A 17,297-nucleotide genomic window follows, 5' to 3' on the forward strand; every position below is an offset into this window, starting at 1 on the left:
ACGAAAAAAAGCCAGTCATAACAAGGCTTCCAGAGGCTGGAAATCTCTGTTCCTGCGATGATCTTCCATATGAGTGTATACGCTGAAAGTTTTATTGACAAGGATCGACATTATCCGCTAGGATAATAAAAAAGATTATTGAAAAGGGGAATTTTCAAAATGAAAAGAGGTTTATCGTTCGTCTTATCAATTGTTATGTTGTCTATTTTGCTGGCCGCTTGTGGGAAATCAGCTACTAAAGACGAACAATCCGCTCAAGGCGGCGATTCTGAAAAATCCCTGCGAATGGCACTGGTACTTCCTGAAAAAATAGGGGTCAACCCTTTCTTTGTACAAATGGATGAAGGCTTCAAAAAAGCAGGTAAAGAGTTCAAGGTGGATACCAAAACGATTGAATCAACAGACCCTGCAGCATTCGAGCAAAACCTGCGTGCAGCTGTTGCTGAGAATTATGATCTGATTATTACAGCAACGTTCCAGGCAGAAGATGCACTCAAAAAGGTTGCTGCCGAGAATCCAAACAAGTCGTTTGCGATTGTAGACACTGCGATTGATCTGCCTAACGTTCGTAGCGTTGGTTTCCGTGAATATGAAGGAGCGTACCTGCTGGGTGCTGCTGCTGGACTTTCCACGAAAACGGATAAAGTGGGTATGGTCGCTGCAATGGACATTCCTTTGATTAAGAAATATACAGAAGGTTTCAAGGCAGGTCTGGAGTCGGTTAATCCAAAAGCAGAATTCCTGGTGAACTATGTTGGTGGTTTCAATGACCCGGCTAAAGCGAAAGAATTGGCACTGGTGCAATTCGGCAAAGGTGCTGACTTCATCGCAGGTGCATCTGCTGTAGGTGATCTTGGGGTGTTCGAAGCGGCGAAAGAAAAAGGTTTCTACACTTCTGGACAAGATACAGACCGTACAGTAGAAGATCCGGAGCATATCGTACTGTCCCAGTTGAAATCTACGGATACTGTTGCTTATGAGACCGTGAAAGATTTTGCAGAAGGTACATTCAAAGCAGGCGCAGTGAACTACGGCTTGAAAGAAGACGGTGTAGGCCTGACATACGTTACGCGTGACAGTGAGTCTCCATTGAATGCATTTGTTGGTCAAGAGGTTATCGACAAAGTTAAAGCGATCAAGGATGACATCGTATCCGGTAAGATTGTAGTTAAAGATCCATTGCAACAATAGTAAGGATATAAATCACTTCTTATATATGATCTGAAATATTTCATATGAAGAATGAGCAATGAATTGACGGATGTGTAATCCATCTAGTTAGCCGGCTGCCCAACCAGGCAGCCGGTTTTGCTACTGTTACAGTGACCATATATGTTGAACTTAACGTTTACACAATAACGGAGAGGACAGAAGAAACCTGGAGAAGCGAAGTGGTTGCCTGAAAGCTTTCTGCAAGAAAGCTACATCGTAAGCATAAGCTTATCTCCGGATTTTCTCCTTTATAAAAGGGAGTTCAAAAAAATCCGGGGATAACAGCGATCGAAAGGTTGTTCTGTCATCGGAGTGCCCAGTGTAACCATTTCACGTTGAACTTATATTAACCGAGAGGAGCGAACGCAAGATATGCTGTTGGAGATGGAGCAAATTACGAAGAAATACGGTAGCTTCACGGCGAACAAGGATATCCATTTTAATCTTCGCGAGGGAGAGATTCATGCTCTCGTCGGGGAGAATGGAGCAGGGAAAACGACGCTAATGCGTATGCTGTACGGGATGGAGCAACCGACAACAGGCACGATTAAAGTCCGTGGGCGCGAGGTAAGCTTTGCAACACCATCTCAGGCTATGGCGAGCGGGATTGGCATGGTGCACCAGCATTTCATGCTGTTTCCATCCTTTACGGTAGCGGAGAATATTGTCATTGGACGTGAACCTGCGGCGGCAGGGGTATTTGATCGGAAAAAAGCGGCAGCTCAGGTCCATGAATTGGGTAGACAATATGGTATGCCAGTAGACCCTTGGAAAAAAGTCGGCGAATGCCCATTGGGTTTGCAGCAACGTGTAGAAATTCTCAAGGTGCTGCATCAAGGAGCAGACATCATTATATTGGATGAACCTTCGGCGGTTCTCACTCCGCTGGAAGTGAAAGAACTGCTAGCGAATATGAAATCGCTCGCGAAGCTGGGCAAAACTTTTGTCATTATCACACACAAGCTGCAAGAGGTTATGGATGTTGCGGATCGGATCACCGTACTTCGAGATGGACAAGTCACAGGTACATTAGAAGCGAAGGATACCGATGTAGAGGAGTTGTCACGTCTGATGGTAGGGCGTGAACTGGTTCGAATGGACAAACCCGCATCTGTTCCGGGTGAAGCTGTGCTTCAGGTGGAAGCTGTTCAACTCTCGGGAGCCAAAGACCGCTCTGCACTTAATAATATTCATATGAAGGTTCGCAAAGGTGAAGTGGTCGGGATTGCGGGCATCTCCGGTAACGGTCAATCCGAATTGATTCAGGTGATTGCCGGACTACGGAAGCCGGATGGAGGGCGAGTGCTTCTATCCGGACAGGACACGACCAATTGGCCGGTACGCCGGATTCGGGAGCATGGTCTCGCCCATATTCCGGAAGACCGCTATATGTGGGGGGCAGCGAAGGATGCCAGCGTGAAGGAGAACGGACTGATGGGGCACCATCATCGTCTGCAAAAGCGGGGCATGATCAAGGCCAGAGCAGCCAAAGCAATGGTGGAAAGCTGGATCAAACAGTTTAGCATCAAGACAGGCTCGGCGGAAACAAAAGCCCAATTTCTATCGGGCGGTAACTTGCAGAAGCTGATTGCTGCACGTGAATTTGCGCAGGATACACCGTTTCTGATTGCGGCAGAGCCTACACGTGGGGTAGATATCGGTGCAATGGAGACTATTCACGCGGAATTGTTGCGCAAGCGGAATGAGGGAGCAGGTATCCTGTTGATCTCATCCGAGTTGTCAGAGATTTTGCAATTATCGGATCGCATTATCGTGATGTATGAAGGCGAGATTGCCGGAGAACTTCCGGCAGCGGAAGCGACAGAAGAACAGATCAGCTTGCTGATGGCAGGAGGGAAAGAGCGGGTATGAATCGGGTAAAAGAAACACTTCGCGGACTTGTGCAGCCGCTACTTGCCGTATTGATTGGCTTGCTCGCCGGTGCGATCGCCATTCTGGTCGTTGGCGGCAATGTCATAGATACGTATGCCGAGATGTGGAAGGGTGCCTTTGGTAACTTCTACTTCTTCACCAATACATTGGCACGTGCCACGCCGATTATTTTGGCGGGTCTGGGTGTTGCACTGGCATTCCGCGCCGGATTTTTCAATATGGGTGCGGAAGGCCAGATGATTCTGGGCGGACTCAGTGCGGCGCTCACGGCGCTTTATCTGCCAGGGCCGGGCTGGTTCGTATGTATTGCTGCCATCTTGGCGGGAATTATCGCCGGCGGTGTGTGGTCCCTTTTTGCAGGGTGGCTGGATGCACGCTTTGGCATGAACCTTTTGATTACCACACTACTGCTTAACTATATTGCGACGTATTTTGGTGGATATATGGTTTCGTATCCATTCAAAGATAAGACAGGATCAGCAGCGATGGCGCAGACACCAATGATTGATCAGAGTGTCTGGCTGCCGAAGCTATTTCAGGGTATGGGACTGCACGCGGGTTTCATTATAGCGATTATAGCGGCGATGGTGATCTACTGGTTTACGCATAAAACGGTGACGGGTTATGAAATTCGTATGCTGGGTAGCAATCCGTCTTTTGCGGCTTATGGCGGTGTTCGCCGGATTCGTATGATGATGCTGTCCATGGTCATTAGTGGTGGACTTGCAGGTCTTGCGGGTGCTGGCGAAGTGCTAGGTACGCAGTATCGTTTCCTGGATGGCTCGTTATCCTCGGCAAGTTATGCGTGGAGCGGCATCATGGCTACATTGCTGGCGCGCTCGCATCCACTGGGAACAGCTGTAGCGGCTATTCTGCTCGCGGCATTACAGACAGGTGCGATGGGCATGGAGCGGAACACGGATGTTCCTCTGGAGGTTGGCAGTGTAATTCAGGCTGTCTTAACACTGTTTGTCTCGGCACAGATCGGTTATTCCTTCCTGAAGCGGAGAAAGGAGAAAAAGTCCAATGCAACAACTGTTTGATGCAGCCATGTTTGGCTCAACCTTGCGGATTATGACGCCGATTCTGCTCGCAGCACTTGGCGGGGCTTTATGTTCGCGTGTCGGTCTGTTTAACGTGGGTTTGGAAGGGCTGGTGCTGATCGGGGCATTCTCCGCGATTGTGGGCAACTACCTGTTCGGCAATGTACTCTTGGCAGTACTGTTTTCGATTATTATCGTGATGCTGTTCTCGGCGCTCTTTGCGTTTATAAGTATTAATCTCAAGGCTAATGCCATCGTCGTCGGTATATCGTTAAACTTCCTGGCGGCGGGACTCACGACCTTTGCTCTGCGGGCGATCTTTGACGTAAAAGGTGCATACTACGACAAGAACATGGTGGGCCTTCCCAAATGGGACATTCCATTGATCAAGGATATTCCTTGGGTAGGCACGGTGTTTTCAGGCCATAGTCCACTCGTATATCTCGGTATTATTATTGTTATTGCTCTACAGTTCTATCTATTTAAAAGTGTATCCGGCTTCCGTCTGCGTTCCGTGGGTGAGAATCCGATTGCGGCACAGAGCATCGGCATCAAAGTACGCGGCATTCAGTATGGTGCTGTACTGATGTGCGGCGTACTGTGCGCGCTGGCTGGAGCGCAGCTGTCGCTTGGTCAGGTAACGATGTTCACCGAAGGCATGACCGCAGGTCGCGGTTTCATCGCTTTGGTTGCTACGATGCTGGGACAAGCGAATCCGCTTGGGGTGATGGGGTCTAGTGTACTCTTTGGGTTCATGGAAGCACTCAGTATCCGTCTGCAAGGCTTCTCTCTGCCAACCCATTTCACCATGATGTTGCCGTATATTGTAACACTCGTGGCGATGTTCTTTTTCAAAGACCGGACGTATGCGCAGGATGCATTGAAAGCGGGCGGAAGCTCGCGTTAATTGTAGCAAAGGAGGAATCAGGGACGTGCATAACAAGGCTGAGCGTTTGAAAAAAACCAAAACACCGCCACCGAAAGCTGGTGCCGATTACGGAGATCGGTTGCCGCCCGGTCAGGTGCTGACGGAGAAATTCCCGATTTTGCATGAAGGGGAAGTGCCGGAGTATGACCTTTCCACTTGGGATTTGAAGGTTTTTGGTGAAGTCGAAGAAGAGAAGGTGTTCTCTCTGGCTGAGCTTCAAGCGATGCCGCAGGTGAACATGGTAAGTGATATTCACTGCGTTACCCGCTGGTCAAAATTTGATACACCGTGGGAGGGTATCCGCTTCTCGGAATTCATGAAGCTGCTGGGGGTTAAACCAGAAGCGAAGTACGTCATGATTCATGCGGACCATGATTATGAGACCAATGTGCCACTCGAAGAACTGATGCATGATGATGTATTGCTTGCGTTCAAATATAACGGCGAGCCACTCACACCGAAGCATGGATTCCCACTGCGAATGGTTGTGCCACAGCTGTATTTCTGGAAAAGTGCGAAGTGGGTGCGTGGGCTGGAGTTTATGACAGAGGATCGCAACGGCTTCTGGGAAAGCAATGGCTTCCACCATTTTGCCGATCCGTTCAAGGAACAGCGTTTCTCGGGTGAGGATCTGCCGATTCCTGAGGATGAGTGGACGAAGAAGGAGTTTGATTAAGATGTTGATGCCGATTTTGCAGATTCATTCGGAAGATATGCCAGCGTATGCTATCGTGTGCGGTGATCCGGCTCGTGCGGAGAAAATTTCCCGAAAGTTGGAGAATGCCAGAGAGCTCGCGTTCAGCCGCGAATATCGTACATTTGTAGGTAAGTATGAAGGCATTCAGATGGCGGTGGTTAGTCATGGGGTAGGTTCACCGGGTGCAGCTGTGTGCTTCGAGGAATTGATTCGCGCAGGAGTGAAAACCCTGATTCGTGTAGGCACAGCAGGCTCATATACAGCCGATTATCCAGCAGGTAGCGTTATTGTCAGCACTGCGGCTGTACGCTCCGATGGGCTGACACGTCAGCTAGTACCAGATGGCTTCCCGGCGGTGGCGGATATTGATGTGACCAGCGCATTGGTTGCTGCTGCACGTGAGACAGGTAGTGGTAAAGGTGAGGCTGTGAGTGGTGAGGCAGGAACAGAAGCTGGAGCAGCATCATTCACAGGTGTGGGGGCTACCAAAGTTGGCGTGGGAATCACAGTAACACTGGATGCATTCTTTACAGGGGTAGAGGAGATTCCACACCGTAAATACAAGCAGGCTGGAGCACTTGCCGCCGAGATGGAGATCGCTGCACTCTATATCGTAAGCACCTTGCGTGGTGCACGGGCTGGAGCCATTGTAGCGATTGACGGCTTCGCAGACAGTGATCTTGCTGCCGAGTATGATCCGCATACCGATGCGGTTGCTAAGGCTGTGGAGCACGAGATCAATGCAGCGCTACGCGCACTTGCTACACTTGCTCGCCAAGATCAGGCGACAAGATAGCTTAAACCTAATGTGAACGTCCACTGAGAGTGGACATTTTGTCAGACGTCCTTCTACGGTCATGAATATGGCCGGGGGGCGTCTTTTTTTACATCGAGGAAAGTTATTCTATCATCGGAGTGCAGTGTGTAAGAACTTTTGTTCAGCTGATGTAGCTCAGAATGATTTTGAAATCATTGGGTAATTATATACAGGAACAGAATCCAACATGAGATTGCAAAAGGAGGATTTACACGATGACACAGAACAATCAACCTCAGGATGAAGCAAAACTTCGCAATAAACTGGATGAAGATGGCGACTCCTTGATGGAGAAAAAGAAGATCTTGAATGGCGTGGACATTGAGCCACAGGCGGATGATTGGGCAGCTAAACCATCACCGGTTGCTTATAACGAAGAAATCAATACAACCTCCAAAAAATAGTATTAATCGACAGAGCAGGTACCTTAGGGTATCTGCTTTTTCGTCCTAGTATAATATTATAAATACATAATAAGGAAAGGTGGAGGGAACAAATATGAAGAATACCATACAGATCCGAAAAGCACAGCTTGCTGACTATCCTGGTGTATCTACGTTGTTGGATCAATTACACGAGTTACATGTACAGGCAAGACCGGACATTTACAAACCTTTGCACCCCAGGCTTGGGGAAAAGGAGTATGCCGATTGGCTTGCGAAGGATGATCGTTACCTCTATGTAGCGGAACACGTAGAGGCTGGTAAAATTGTCGGCTTCAGTAGCGCACAGCTGAGCATCATTCAGGATCATTCGCTTTTTGCGGATCGCAGGATGTTATACCTCCACGAACTCGTGGTGGATTCAAGCCACCAAGGACATGGAACAGGCAAACGATTAATGCAGACCATGCTGGATCTGGGAAGAGAGCTTCAGGCAGACCACTTAGAATTAACGGTTTCTACATTCAACTCGCATGCACAGGCTTTTTATGAACAGATGGGGCTAAGGGTGCGTAGCAGCAGAATGGAGTTTCCATTGTAAGTGTAATTCGAGTAGTGGAATAAGTATGAGCATGAAGACTACATACACAAAATGTTCGATAATAAAATAAAATAAGTCCTTGAATACCCCATGGGGGTATGTTAATCTGAATGAAGAACGAAAGAAAAGGGGTGTTATGATGGAACATCAAAGCCATCCCGAAGAGCCGGTATACACTGTGGAACAGCAGTCCGAGCAACAAGCGGATTCATGCCACGCCGTGAACCTCGATAAAGACGGCAAGCCCATTCGTAAAAGCCACCATTCGCAGGAGATGAAGGGCAACCTGATCTCTCGTTTGAACCGGGTCGAGGGTCAGATTCGCGGCATCAAAGGGCTGATTGATAAGGACACATACTGTGATGATGTGTTAACCCAGATCGCTGCAGCACAGTCTGCGCTCAATTCGGTAGGCAAGCTTTTGCTGGAAGGGCATATGAAGAGCTGTATTGTGGAACGTATTCAGGCCGGCGAACACGAAGTCGTGGATGAATTACTGGTTACCGTTAGAAAACTGATGAAGTAATGTGCAGATGATAAACTATATATTTTGAACTAATCGTTTACACAGAAACGGAGTGCCCATGTAAATAATCTTTAGTTCAATTTATATAGTAAATACGAACATACTCAATCGAGGAGGAATGAAACATGTCTAATGTTACGTTGAATGTCAAAGGGATGTCTTGTAATCACTGTGTGAAGTCCGTTGAAGAAGCGGTGAAAAATGCGGGTGCAAATGGTCAGGTGGATCTGGCAGCAGGAACAGTAGCTGTAGAATATAATGAGCAGGCGGTTACCGTAGATCAGATCAAAGCCGCAATTGAAGATCAAGGATACGACGTTGTTTAATTAATTCGAGAGAAGTTCATTAACGAAAGACAGCAGTACAGGCTTAGACCTCTTGTTCCTCAGTTGGAATGGATTGCACAAGGGACGGTTTAAGCCTAGTTTTCTGTCTATAACATACCCCCATAGGGTATATTGTTTACTCGAAAGGAGCCGACATGATGACAACGAGTGCACCTGAAAATATAGAACCCGCACCAACGACTGCACCTACGGAGAATCCGGGTCTGAAGACAACCCTGCATATCACGGGTATGACCTGTGCCGCATGTTCTACACGTGTGGAGAAGGGGTTGTCCCGCATGGAAGGGGTACATGAGGCCAATGTGAACCTTGCCATTGAACAGGCGACCATCTCGTATGATCCCAAAACGACCAGTGTAGACGCATTACGGGAAAAAGTCGCGGCGCTTGGCTACGGTACGGTGACGGAATCCGTTGATCTGGATATTACGGGAATGACCTGTGCGGCCTGCTCTGCACGTATTGAGAAAGGGCTGTCGCGGTTGCCGGGTGTCACCCAAGCTAACGTTAATCTGGCGCTGGAGACAGGGCATATTGAATATGCTGCCGGTACCCTTAAGCCATCTGATATTACAGCCAAAATCAAACAGCTGGGCTATGGCGCTGAAATGCAATTAACACAGGAGGAATCGACCTCTGTTCGGGAACGGGAGCTACAGCGTAAGAAATGGAAATGGATGATCTCCGCACTTTTGTCCATTCCGTTATTGTGGGCAATGGTTGCCCACTTCTCCTTTACATCGGGCATTTATGTACCTGAGCTGTTTTTGAACCCATGGTTCCAGCTGTTACTGGCGACACCCGTGCAATTTGTGATTGGATGGCAGTTCTATGTAGGTGCATATAAAGCGCTTCGCAATGGTAGTGCTAACATGGACGTCCTTGTGGCACTCGGAACAAGCGCCGCCTTTTTTTATAGCCTGTATCTGACGCTCACGAGCGGGTACTTACCTGATGCCAGTATGGGTCAGAGTATGGATCATGGTGCAATGGGAACGGGTATAGGAACTGCTGCAGGAGCTACCGCTATGCCGATGGTGGAGCTGTACTATGAGACAAGTGCGATTCTAATTACGTTGATTTTACTTGGAAAATGGTTCGAGGCTGTGGCGAAAGGACGTTCTTCACAGGCAATCAAAAGTTTGATTGAACTCGCTCCCCGTGAAGCGCGGGTTATCCGTGACGGACAGGAAGTTCTGATTCCAGCTTCATATGTCGCCGTTGGGGATCTGGTTCTAGTGAAGCCTGGGGACAGCGTTCCGGTGGACGGGATCGTAGAAGAGGGGCAATCCTCTGTCGATGAGTCCATGCTGAGCGGAGAAAGTCTACCTGTAGATAAAAAGCCTGGCGACCCCGTCACGGGTGCTACGCTGAACAAAAACGGCGTTCTTCGTATTCAGGCGACCCGGGTCGGCTCAGATACGGCTCTATCGCAAATTATTAAAGTCGTTGAGCAGGCGCAGGGGTCCAAAGCACCTATTCAGCGGATTGCCGATGTGATCTCGGGTATATTTGTCCCTATTGTAGTGGGGATTGCCGTACTGACCTTTTTGATCTGGTATCTGTTTGCAAGTCCGGGGGACTTCGCCGGATCATTGGAAAAAGCGATAGCTGTGCTCGTTATCGCCTGTCCATGTGCGCTCGGGCTGGCGACACCGACCTCTGTCATGGCTGGTTCAGGTCGTGCGGCGGAATATGGCATTCTGTTTAAAGGCGGTGAACATCTGGAGTCAGCCCAGCAGATTCAGACGGTTGTGCTCGACAAAACAGGAACCGTTACCCAAGGCAAGCCTGTATTAACTGATGTTATTGCTGCACCCGGCTGGACAGAATCAGAGTTGCTTAAGCGTGTTGGAGCGGCAGAGCAAAGCTCGGAGCATCCGTTAGCCGAGGCGATTGTGATTGGTATTCGAGAGAAAGGTCTGCTGTTGGAGTCAGCAACATCGTTTGAGAACCTCCCTGGTTATGGTGTCCGTGCAACGGTATCTGCTGAAGAGATTCTCGTGGGAACACGCCGCTTGCTGGCAGATGCGAACGTAGAGGTACCGGAGGAAGGCATACAGCAGATGAGCGCTTTGGAGGAACAGGGCCGTACGGCTATGCTGGTTGCTTCTCAAGGCCAGTGGGCGGGCATCATTGCGGTGGCGGATACGATCAAGGATACTTCTCGGGAGGCCGTTGGACGGCTTCAATCTATGGGAATCGATGTCTTTATGATTACGGGGGACAATGAACGAACAGCTCGTGCGGTAGCAGAGCAAGCGGGCATCCAGAACGTTTTGGCAGAAGTTCTCCCGGAAGGCAAGGCGGCGGAAGTGAAAAAAATGCAAGAGAGTGGCCGAAAGGTTGCCATGGTTGGAGATGGCATCAACGATGCCCCCGCACTGGCTACAGCCGATATCGGAATGTCGATTGGAACCGGAACCGACGTAGCGATGGAAGCCGCAGATATTACGTTGATGCGTGGTGACTTGAACAGCATTGCAGATGCCATCGAGATGAGCCGTCGCACGATGGGCAATATCAAGCAGAATCTGTTCTGGGCGCTTGGCTATAATGTGATTGGCATACCGATCGCGGCCGCGGGATTTCTGGCTCCGTGGCTGGCAGGGGCTGCAATGGCATTCAGCTCGGTGTCGGTTGTGCTGAACGCCCTGCGGTTGCAGCGGATGAAGCTTGCTCGAACGAAGTCATAAGATAAGAGATTAACACTTGAGTAATAAGAGCTATGTAACAGATCAATGATGATCCTTTAAAATGCGCGGCTCGCTTCAAGACGAACTGCGTATTTTTTTACGTAAAAGCGGTCATAAGCCAACCAAGATTGACACTCATGAAAATAAACCCAGCTTCATTCATGAAAATTCGGGCCTAATTTTCTGAATATTACGAAAGTATATTGACAATAAAGACATATGCCTTTAAAATTTAAACGATCGTTTGATTCAAACGAATGTTTAAATCAAATTTGAACTATTTTGAAGATGGAGGAACATAATTATATGCTGCAAGCTCTACGTACCCTATTTAAAAAACCACCAGTGATCATAGGCATTGTTACTGCACTGATGTTTCAGGTTATCTTTAGTGTGATCTGGATGACTGCATATTCCGGTGTGAACGATCGGACGAAAGAATTAACGGTAGCTATTGTGAATGAGGATGGTGAACTGTCCAAAGGGATTGCGGATCGATTGGCAGAAACATTGCCTTTCCATACCGTGGCTAACCTGAGTGCCTCTGAAGCACTGGATCAATTGAACCATCATCAAGTGCACATGGTGCTGGACATTCCGGCAGGATTTAATGAATCCCTTCAAACGGCTGGCGCTACTGCCGAGATCAAATATACGATCAATGAAGCCAATCCGGTAACGATTAAGAGCATGATGCAAGGTGTGTCACAGAGCGTGACCAACACCATTAACAAACAAGCTTCCGCGCAAGGCGTGCAAACTGTTCTTACCGCTTCCGGTGCTTCTGCCGATCAAGCTGCTCAGGCCGCTACGAACCTGACCAACCGGGTGGAAGGCAAGACAACATCGATTAATCCGGTGAACGGCATGAACAATCAGATGGTACCGATGATGATGGTGCTTGCCTCTTATGTAGGCGCCATGATTATGGGCATGAATCTTCAAGTAGCTATGGGTATGTTGTCTTCAATGTATTCTCGCATGACATTGTTCGGTGCCCGAGTTGTCATTAATGTAGGTTCTGCATTGGTTGTTTCTTTGCTTGGTTCTTCTCTGATCGTGGCGTTGGGAGGACAGATTGCACAAGGATTTGTGGCCTTCTGGCTGTTCCAGGCACTGTTCCTGTGTACGTTCATGTTTTTCTCCCAGTTCTTCCTGATTTGCTTTGGACCAGCAGGAAGTGTGTTTAACATCATCTCGCTGTCCCTGCAACTGGTGTCATCCGGTGCGATGGTGCCGCGTGAATTGTTGAACAGCTTCTACAGCGGAATCGGTCACTACTTGCCTGCAACCTATGCAGTTCAGGGTATTCTAAGCGTGCAACTAGGTGGCCCGGGCGTGCAGTCTGCCGCAGGCTCCATCGTTGTTGTACTGCTGATCGCTGTTGCACTGTCCCTCGTTGTGACGCTGCTCAAAAAAGGGCGAAAACCTGCTGGCATGCCAAGCCCGGCTCCAGCAAACAGCTAATATACGTACGCATTATGAAGCTGCGTCGTTTGTACCAAGCACCCCGGTGATTTTCATCGGGGTGCTTGGTGTAATATAATAGATGGGATGAAGTGAGGGCTACAGTCTGCGTAAAATACTGTAGCAACTGACACGAACGGATAAGAGGAGAGAAACAAATGACGGAACCGGAATTGGATATCAAAACGAGGATATTGCTTGCAGCTAAAAAACTTTTTGCATTACAAGGGTATGACGGGACGAGTGTTCGTCAAATCTGTGATGAGGCGGGGGCAAATGTGTCGCTGGTGTCTTATCATTTTGGCGGTAAAGAGAAAGTGTTCGATGCACTATTTGAGCATTTTTTCCCCGAACATATTCTGAGTAAGTTAGCTGCAGAATCGATGTCCCCTGTAGAAGGTATTCGCCGAATTGTTGGTGAAGTCGTGAGGTTTACGATGACGGATCGCGAGATGAGTGACATTGTCCAGTTGGAGATTACCCTGCGTACTCATCGGACTGCAACGGTGTTTCAATATCTGGATCCGGTCTGGAATAAAGTAAGAGAGTATCTACAGCAAGGTAAAGATGAGGGACTGTTCAAGATTGAATCTTCATCCTATGCCATGCTTCAGGTTATGGGCGTAGCACTTGCGCATAAGCGGGCCAAGCACTCGCGTTTTGGTTTTGATTATCAGGATATGAACACTGAGGAACTTGCCGAACAGACGGTGGAGTTCGTACTTCGAGGATTGGGAGTGAACAGCCATGAATGAAACGATTGAACTGATGATGAGGCACCGCTCTGTACGCAAATTCAAGCCAGACCCGGTCAGTGAGGAACAACTCGCAGCTATTGTATCGGCAGGACAGATGGCCTCCTCTTCAAGCAACGTACAGGCCTATTCGGTGATCGCTGTGACAGATCAAGAGCAGAAAGCCAAGCTGGCTGAACTTGCCGGGGGCCAGGCTTATGTCAATGAATGTCCGGTCTTTCTCGTATGGTGTGCAGACTTGTATCGATTGAAGGATGCAGCGGCGCGTTATCTTCCGGAGAAGGAGTCTTATGCGGACTCCACCGAGAATTTTATGGTTGCTACGATTGATGCTGCTCTTGCTTCTCAGAATGCTGCTCTTGCAGCCGAATCACTCGGTTTTGGCATTGTGTATATCGGCGGAATTCGCACTCGGATTGAAGAAGTAGCCGAATTGCTCCAATTACCGGAGGGGGTTTATCCAGTTTACGGGATGTGTATCGGGATTGCGGATCAGGAAACGGGCATTCGTCCACGTCTTCCACTGAAAGCCGTATTGCACCATAACCGCTACCAGTCTGCTCAGACCCTGGAAGGTGTTCGAGAGTATGATGTGACCACGACGGAATACTTGAAAGAACGTACCCAAGGTGAGCGCGCAACCCCGTGGTCGGAACTCATGGCGAAACGCCTTACCGAGCCAGCACGTTTGCAGGTGAGGGCATTCCTGGAACGCAGAGGGTTCTTGAAGCGGTAATTTAAAAGCCAGTTGGACAGGTTTGAACAAGCCACTCCATTGTCAGTTGGGTATGACCAACGTATGACTAACGGAATGTTGTTCAGCTTGGATCCAGCTGGCTTTCGCATGTTTATATGCTTGTTCGGGGTCGCTTTACTTCTCTATCGGTCAATCCTGCAGATGATAAAAACGCTTGGTGTTTCGGTAAAAAAGACGTGCCGCTCGCTCAATTCCCATACCGGTAATTTCACTCCAGGCCTGAATCACCCGACGCGTCATAGCCGGGTGTGTCATTCGTCCCTGAAACGGCCCTTCGAAGGGCCAAGGTCCATCTGTTTCAGCCATGACCTGTTCTGCTGGATATTGCCGGGCAAGCTCCCGAATCTCAGTCTCGTATAGAATATCGGGTGTAAAGGAGATAAAATATCCGTTGTTTGCCATACGCCGAATGGTCTGTTTTGATCCTTTGAACCAGTGAAAGTGGGCGCGTGTAAACTGATGTTTTTCCAGCAGTCCGCAGGCTATATCGGCATCCTCATACACGGCATGCAGGATGATGGGTTTATGGTGTTTTTTGGCGAGGATGATGAACTGCTCCAGCAGATCAATATATGCGCTTTGGTCAAAGCTAAGGCCTGCACGCTGTACTTCTTCACGGCTGTAATAGGGCAGGCCCACCTCACCGATGGCAATAGCATGTCCGATGTGTTCCTCGATCCAGCAAAAGAACGCTTCTAGTTCCTTGAGGGAGGGGAGTTGCTGTTCGGGATGATAGCCAAACGCCGGATAGATGTAACGCGGATGCTGCTTAGCAAGTTCCAGATTGGCCTGAGCAGAATCTAAATTCATGGAAACAGCGATCATGCCCTCGACCTGCTGCGCTGGAAAACTGAGCACTATTTCCTGCTGTTCCTCCGGTGTGTATTTATCAAAATGAATGTGGGCATCGATTAACGGTGCAAACGTTGGCGAATGCATGGGGAGAGCCTCCTTATAACGTAGGTATTCATATATATAACGCCGAGTACATGGTGTTGGATCACCCAGATCAGGAAAAATATAGATAAAAACCCGCGCTATCAAGATAGGCGGGCTTTCTGCTGTTCTTCTTTCATCCACTGGGCAATCTGCCGTTTGCGTTCGAGAAAGGCAGGCTCTTCTGTTATTTCATCTCGTCTTGGACGGTCAAAAGGAACATGAACCTCGTGTAGCACAGCCGCCGGTCGATTGGATAATACATAAACCCGATCCGCCAGTAACAGTGCTTCCTCGATATTATGGGTGATGAATAGCACCGAGCGACGATTCTGTTCCCAGATATCCAGCAGCCAGCGTTGCATGTCGCTCCGCGTCAAAGCATCGAGCGCGCTAAATGGCTCATCAAGCAGCATCAGTTCCTGCGGGCTGAGCAATGCACGCAGGAAAGCAACACGCTGTTGCATTCCGCCTGACAGTTGATGAGGGTAAGCTCGCTCGAATCCGGCAAGGCCAACGCTGCTCAGCCACCGTCTTGCCTCTGCGAGCGCTTCGGCGCGTGGAGCAACGGGAGCAGTATACGCTGTAGCAGAAGCGATCTCGCCTGCTAGCAGCACATTGTCTTCAATAGTTCGCCACGGGAAAAGGGAGGGTTGCTGTGGCATGTAGCTGATATGTCCGCGTTGTCCCGTAACTTGCTTGCCGTTCATGAGCACTTGGCCATCCTGCGGCTTGAGCAAACCACCGATGATGTGGAACAGGGTGCTTTTGCCGCAGCCGGAAGGGCCGACGATGGCAACAAACTCCCCTTTTTCCACCGTTAGGGACAAGCCGTTCAATACTGGTAATTTACGCCGCCGTTCTTTAAAATACGCATGCACGTCAACGATGTTTAGCGCAGGCGGAACCGAAATGGAACCTGGACCCGTCGTTTTATGGTGAGTCAGACGTAAAGTTGTATCCGTCATTTCACTGTCCGTCCATGTGGAAACAGAAGAAGGTACTGCCGATGGTGCAGATTCCGCTATGGAAGCCTGAGCGGATTGGGAAGCTGCGTCGTGATCTCGGAGTAGTGTGCGGCTAACTTGTGCGGATTGCACCCGTTCCTTCGGGTATCTTTTCATAGGGAATCACTTCCTAAGTACATAATACGTTAAGTTCTGAGCAGAACTAGCGCTTCTGTGGGCGCCAGCGAACGAGCAGCTTCTCTAACAGCGCAATGAGCAGGAAAAGAAGCAGGCTGAGCGCCACGATAATCATGATGGCAACAAAAAGGCGATCCGTGCGGTAAGCCGATTTCTGTAACATCATATAATAGCCGATGCCTTTGTCGGCACCAATCCATTCCGCGATGATGGCACCCATGACACTATATGTGGCGGCGATTTTGACACCGGAAAATATCGATGGAAGGGCATGCGGAAGCTCCAGTTTCCAAAAGATATGACGGCGATTCGCACCTGCCATGCGCATATAGTTCATCATCGCCGCATCCGTGCGTGTTAGTCCATCCATGGCGGCGACCGCTACAGGGAAGAAGCAGACCAGAATGATAGTGATCAATTTGGGTAGCAGACCAAAGCCGAACCAGATCAGCAGGAGCGGTGCAAGTGCGATGGTCGGGATATTTTGACTAAGTATAAGTAACGGATACAAAGCCGACTTCAGAAAAGGGATCAGATGCAGCACCATGGCAATGAACAGACCGACCGCTGTCCCGGCGACAAATCCGATAAAGGTTAGCTGAATCGTTGCAGCGGCGTGCATACCCAAACGGTCAGCCTGAGACGCTGCTTCGCGAGCGATATCGGACGGGGCGGGCAACATCCATTTCTCAATGTGGAATAAGGAGACGGACCCTTGCCATATCGCAATAAAGAGAATAACCGCCACGAGGGGCGGCCATACACTTTTGAAATAGGTAGACATTAGCGATATTTCTCCGTCAGTGTATCCATGCTGAATCCGTCCGGGCTATGTGCGATTTTGATCTGTGAGATGATGCTTGGACTACCAGCCTCTACAAGCACTTCGTGCATTTTGCGGACAACCTCCAGCAACTCATCCAGTTCGCCTTCCATGGTGGTATCTAGCGCATTAACCTGATATTTCAGGCCGGATTGCTGAATGACTTCGATGGCGCGGTCTACGTAAGGATAGGAATGTTCACCGTTTGGTGTTTTGGGAATAACCTGAATGCTGAGTAAAGTACTTGCCATAAGAAATCAATGCTCCTTTC

The 17,297-nt window shown here is 49.1% G+C and carries 18 protein-coding genes; 14 read left to right on the forward strand and 4 right to left on the reverse strand.

The window, feature by feature from the left end:
• Positions 1–159: 159 nt before the first annotated feature.
• The 14 genes from M3629_RS20065 to nfsA all read left to right on the forward strand — a co-directional run bounded on the left by M3629_RS20065 (position 160) and on the right by nfsA (position 14,101).
• On the forward strand, positions 160–1,191 hold the full coding sequence (locus M3629_RS20065; RefSeq protein WP_090918818.1) for a BMP family lipoprotein: 1,032 nt from the start codon (positions 160–162) through the stop codon (positions 1,189–1,191).
• 393 nt (positions 1,192–1,584) lie between these two features.
• Entirely contained in the window at positions 1,585–3,084 is a 1,500-nt protein-coding gene (locus M3629_RS20070) for an ABC transporter ATP-binding protein (RefSeq protein WP_251509754.1), read from the forward strand.
• A complete protein-coding gene (locus M3629_RS20075; protein WP_090918814.1) occupies positions 3,081–4,148 on the forward strand; it encodes an ABC transporter permease in 1,068 nt (355 codons plus the stop codon). Before M3629_RS20070 ends, M3629_RS20075 begins: the two co-directional genes overlap by 4 nt.
• Complete coding sequence (locus M3629_RS20080; RefSeq protein WP_251509755.1) at positions 4,132–5,055, forward strand: ABC transporter permease; 924 nt, start codon at positions 4,132–4,134, stop codon at positions 5,053–5,055. Before M3629_RS20075 ends, M3629_RS20080 begins: the two co-directional genes overlap by 17 nt.
• A 25-nt stretch (positions 5,056–5,080) precedes the next feature.
• Positions 5,081–5,752: a sulfite oxidase-like oxidoreductase gene (locus tag M3629_RS20085; protein WP_251509756.1), complete on the forward strand. Its 672-nt coding sequence runs from the start codon at positions 5,081–5,083 to the stop codon at positions 5,750–5,752.
• Between the two features lies 1 nt (position 5,753).
• The gene (locus M3629_RS20090; RefSeq protein ID WP_251509757.1) at positions 5,754–6,569 is read left to right on the forward strand and encodes a nucleoside phosphorylase; all 816 of its coding nucleotides are present in this window, start codon (positions 5,754–5,756) and stop codon (positions 6,567–6,569) included.
• Positions 6,570–6,805: 236 nt separating this feature from the next.
• Positions 6,806–6,994, forward strand: coding sequence for a hypothetical protein (locus M3629_RS20095; protein ID WP_090918807.1), 189 nt, complete (start codon positions 6,806–6,808; stop codon positions 6,992–6,994).
• Between the two features lie 94 nt (positions 6,995–7,088).
• The gene (locus M3629_RS20100) at positions 7,089–7,574 is read left to right on the forward strand and encodes a GNAT family N-acetyltransferase (RefSeq protein ID WP_251509758.1); all 486 of its coding nucleotides are present in this window, start codon (positions 7,089–7,091) and stop codon (positions 7,572–7,574) included.
• A 139-nt stretch (positions 7,575–7,713) separates the two neighbouring features.
• Positions 7,714–8,100: a metal-sensitive transcriptional regulator gene (locus M3629_RS20105; protein ID WP_251509859.1), complete on the forward strand. Its 387-nt coding sequence runs from the start codon at positions 7,714–7,716 to the stop codon at positions 8,098–8,100.
• A gap of 125 nt (positions 8,101–8,225) precedes the next feature.
• Entirely contained in the window at positions 8,226–8,426 is a 201-nt protein-coding gene (locus M3629_RS20110) for a copper ion binding protein (RefSeq protein ID WP_090918799.1), read from the forward strand.
• Positions 8,427–8,581: 155 nt separating this feature from the next.
• Positions 8,582–11,143 carry a heavy metal translocating P-type ATPase gene (locus M3629_RS20115; RefSeq protein ID WP_435368250.1) on the forward strand — a complete coding sequence of 854 codons (2,562 nt, stop codon included), beginning with the start codon at positions 8,582–8,584 and terminating at the stop codon, positions 11,141–11,143.
• A gap of 306 nt (positions 11,144–11,449) precedes the next feature.
• Positions 11,450–12,610, forward strand: a complete 1,161-nt coding sequence (locus tag M3629_RS20120) for a YhgE/Pip domain-containing protein (RefSeq protein WP_090918797.1) — start codon at positions 11,450–11,452, stop codon at positions 12,608–12,610.
• A 158-nt stretch (positions 12,611–12,768) separates the two neighbouring features.
• Positions 12,769–13,365 (forward strand): TetR family transcriptional regulator, encoded by a 597-nt coding sequence (locus tag M3629_RS20125; RefSeq protein ID WP_251509759.1) that lies wholly within the window; start codon positions 12,769–12,771, stop codon positions 13,363–13,365.
• On the forward strand, positions 13,358–14,101 hold the full coding sequence (gene nfsA / locus M3629_RS20130) for an oxygen-insensitive NADPH nitroreductase (RefSeq protein ID WP_251509760.1): 744 nt from the start codon (positions 13,358–13,360) through the stop codon (positions 14,099–14,101). The genes M3629_RS20125 and nfsA overlap by 8 nt, the downstream gene beginning before the upstream one ends.
• A gap of 150 nt (positions 14,102–14,251) precedes the next feature.
• On the opposite strand, the gene M3629_RS20135 is transcribed toward nfsA, so the two are convergent.
• The 4 genes from M3629_RS20135 to M3629_RS20150 all read right to left on the reverse strand — a co-directional run bounded on the left by M3629_RS20135 (position 14,252) and on the right by M3629_RS20150 (position 17,277).
• Positions 14,252–15,061: a TatD family hydrolase gene (locus M3629_RS20135; RefSeq protein ID WP_251509761.1), complete on the reverse strand. Its 810-nt coding sequence runs from the start codon at positions 15,059–15,061 to the stop codon at positions 14,252–14,254.
• 101 nt (positions 15,062–15,162) lie between these two features.
• On the reverse strand, positions 15,163–16,026 hold the full coding sequence (locus M3629_RS20140) for an ABC transporter ATP-binding protein (protein WP_251509861.1): 864 nt from the start codon (positions 16,024–16,026) through the stop codon (positions 15,163–15,165).
• 202 nt (positions 16,027–16,228) lie between these two features.
• On the reverse strand, positions 16,229–16,987 hold the full coding sequence (locus M3629_RS20145) for an ABC transporter permease (protein WP_251509762.1): 759 nt from the start codon (positions 16,985–16,987) through the stop codon (positions 16,229–16,231).
• Complete coding sequence (locus M3629_RS20150) at positions 16,987–17,277, reverse strand: MTH1187 family thiamine-binding protein (protein WP_251509763.1); 291 nt, start codon at positions 17,275–17,277, stop codon at positions 16,987–16,989. Before M3629_RS20150 ends, M3629_RS20145 begins: the two co-directional genes overlap by 1 nt.
• Between the last annotated feature and the right edge of the window lie 20 nt (positions 17,278–17,297).

It is taken from the genome of Paenibacillus polysaccharolyticus, assembly GCF_023714295.1.
Lineage (GTDB): Bacteria > Bacillota > Bacilli > Paenibacillales > Paenibacillaceae > Paenibacillus > Paenibacillus polysaccharolyticus_A.

Excerpts from the sequence above, each read along its gene's own strand:
- M3629_RS20065 (WP_090918818.1), top strand. The coding sequence starts at position 160 with ATGAAAAGAGGTTTATCGTTCGTCTTATCAATTGTTATGTTGTCTATT.
- M3629_RS20070 (WP_251509754.1), top strand. The coding sequence starts at position 1,585 with ATGCTGTTGGAGATGGAGCAAATTACGAAGAAATACGGTAGCTTCACG.
- M3629_RS20075 (WP_090918814.1), top strand. The coding sequence starts at position 3,081 with ATGAATCGGGTAAAAGAAACACTTCGCGGACTTGTGCAGCCGCTACTT.
- M3629_RS20080 (WP_251509755.1), top strand. The coding sequence starts at position 4,132 with ATGCAACAACTGTTTGATGCAGCCATGTTTGGCTCAACCTTGCGGATT.
- M3629_RS20090 (WP_251509757.1), top strand. The coding sequence starts at position 5,754 with ATGTTGATGCCGATTTTGCAGATTCATTCGGAAGATATGCCAGCGTAT.
- M3629_RS20095 (WP_090918807.1), top strand. The coding sequence starts at position 6,806 with ATGACACAGAACAATCAACCTCAGGATGAAGCAAAACTTCGCAATAAA.
- M3629_RS20100 (WP_251509758.1), top strand. The coding sequence starts at position 7,089 with ATGAAGAATACCATACAGATCCGAAAAGCACAGCTTGCTGACTATCCT.
- M3629_RS20105 (WP_251509859.1), top strand. The coding sequence starts at position 7,714 with ATGGAACATCAAAGCCATCCCGAAGAGCCGGTATACACTGTGGAACAG.
- M3629_RS20110 (WP_090918799.1), top strand. The coding sequence starts at position 8,226 with ATGTCTAATGTTACGTTGAATGTCAAAGGGATGTCTTGTAATCACTGT.
- M3629_RS20115 (WP_435368250.1), top strand. The coding sequence starts at position 8,582 with ATGATGACAACGAGTGCACCTGAAAATATAGAACCCGCACCAACGACT.
- M3629_RS20120 (WP_090918797.1), top strand. The coding sequence starts at position 11,450 with ATGCTGCAAGCTCTACGTACCCTATTTAAAAAACCACCAGTGATCATA.
- M3629_RS20125 (WP_251509759.1), top strand. The coding sequence starts at position 12,769 with ATGACGGAACCGGAATTGGATATCAAAACGAGGATATTGCTTGCAGCT.
- nfsA (WP_251509760.1), top strand. The coding sequence starts at position 13,358 with ATGAATGAAACGATTGAACTGATGATGAGGCACCGCTCTGTACGCAAA.
- M3629_RS20135 (WP_251509761.1), bottom strand. The coding sequence starts at position 15,061 with ATGCATTCGCCAACGTTTGCACCGTTAATCGATGCCCACATTCATTTT.
- M3629_RS20140 (WP_251509861.1), bottom strand. The coding sequence starts at position 16,026 with ATGACGGATACAACTTTACGTCTGACTCACCATAAAACGACGGGTCCA.
- M3629_RS20145 (WP_251509762.1), bottom strand. The coding sequence starts at position 16,987 with ATGTCTACCTATTTCAAAAGTGTATGGCCGCCCCTCGTGGCGGTTATT.
- M3629_RS20150 (WP_251509763.1), bottom strand. The coding sequence starts at position 17,277 with ATGGCAAGTACTTTACTCAGCATTCAGGTTATTCCCAAAACACCAAAC.